General features: G+C 44.7%; 1 pseudogene. It reads left to right on the forward strand.

Annotated elements, in window-relative coordinates:
* Positions 1–1,758: pseudogene (locus tag NW857_RS01050) on the forward strand (hypothetical protein); the annotation flags it as partial.
* Positions 1,759–1,771: the final 13 nt, after the last annotated feature.

Here is a 1,771-nt window from a genome sequence, read left to right on the forward strand (position 1 = left end):
CTCTTGAGAGAGCTAAAAGATGTTGTGGAGTTTCTCCGAGGTCAAACCAGCTTGATGATTTTCTTGCTCAATAGGGTTGACATGCGAAATCAAACCGACAACCCTCTAGAGCAAAAGGTCGAGGAGCTGAGAGAGGAAATTAAGGAGATTCTGGATCTTCCAGAGCTGCCTTTTATCATTCCGCTCTCTGCTAAGGCGCTCTTCTATGCCCAATGTGCCTGGGGAGCCAACTCTTCCGAAGGATCGGATGTGGATCCCAGTACTAAACAATGGATGCTCAGCGCTCTTTTTGAAGACTGTGCTAATCTCATCAAGGCTTCTACAAGAGGTGATAGGGAGCTGAAGTCTTGGATAGCAGACCTTGAAAACAAAGTCGAGGAAGGGCAGGCAATATCTGACAATGACACTAGGCTCTTGCTTGGCTACATCCGAGAGTGGAGCGGCGGCAACTTGCTATGGAGAGCATTGCGAGAAAGGATTCAAGCAGACACTGCAAGAGTTGTTATTCTCCCGGCAGTGCTACAAGTGATCAACTCAGCTAGAGAGATTAGCAGTGCCCTAGATGTCATAATCAATACAAGACAAATTCAGACGCTAGAGGAAGTAGATAGGCAAAGAAAATATATTCAAGAGAAACAAGAGCAATGCAAGGAAGCAATCAATCAAGTTGCCCAATCGTTTATCGATGACATTACAGGCTTACTCAACCAAGTTGCCAGTGCTAGTGGCACTCCTGAGTCCCTATCAAAGATTGAGGAGGAAGCCAGAAAGAAGGGCTGGCAGGGGTTTCCCGATTTTATTGACTTTGTGGACGAGCAAGTTAAAGATTTGATTAATAAAATCATTGCTCCAGTTCGAGATGCACTCAAGCAAGAAATTGGTGTTTATCCGCTAGAAGATTCTCTGAAAGAAGTGATCCCTGCTCACATTGCCAACCTCGTTGCTAGATCTTGCGACATGACACTCAGAACGTTGAGGGATTGTGAGTGTCAGGGAGACAGCCTGATTCTGAGAGTACCTGTTGAGGAGAAAACCAAAAAGCCTCATGAGAAGATAGAAAGAGCTGAGCGCGCTGTTTTAGCTCTCTACCAATCGGTTAGGGACGCTCTCGAACATAGGGCCGAGTTTCTGTTACAGGCGAAGGCTCAAACTTTTGAGAGATTTGCGAACTCATTGATCTCTCAGCTTATTGCAAACCTTATTGGAGCCGTTGAAGAAATCCTCACAGTCTCTGAGGAAGATAAGCTAGGGATCCAGGAATTGATTCAAACTGGCGTTAAGCTGAGAAGCGAGCCCTTGCGCCTTACGCAAGATGTCTTTCTCTTTAATAAAAGAGCAAAGATAGAGACTACAAAGAAGGACAAAACTACAATAGTCGAGGAGCCTAGATCTTGCTTTGGAGGCAAGGAGTACAAGATAGCTAAAGTTGGGACGGAGTTCTATCAACAGCTAATTGTACCCAGCTTCGATAAGATGGCTGAGGAGTGGTCAAGCGGAGCAGATGCTGGTAAGCGAAAATTGTGGCAAGTTCTGAAAGAATGGATCATAGGTTACATGGAAGAACTAAGAGAGGCTACTCAAAAATTGGTTAGAAAAGCACTTGACCTTTCTATGGGCGAGCTAGATGAGCAAAGAAGGCGGATTGAAGAGAACTTTAACCAAGCAGTAGCTATAGCCGAAGATCTGGAGAATAGGAAGAATGCAATTGAAAGTTTTGTTCAATCTTTGTCTTGCTTAGGGAGTGGGAATGATGAGTGAGAATAACAAAGAG

Source organism: Synechococcus sp. H55.9, assembly GCF_047462355.1.
Lineage (GTDB): Bacteria > Cyanobacteriota > Cyanobacteriia > Thermostichales > Thermostichaceae > Thermostichus.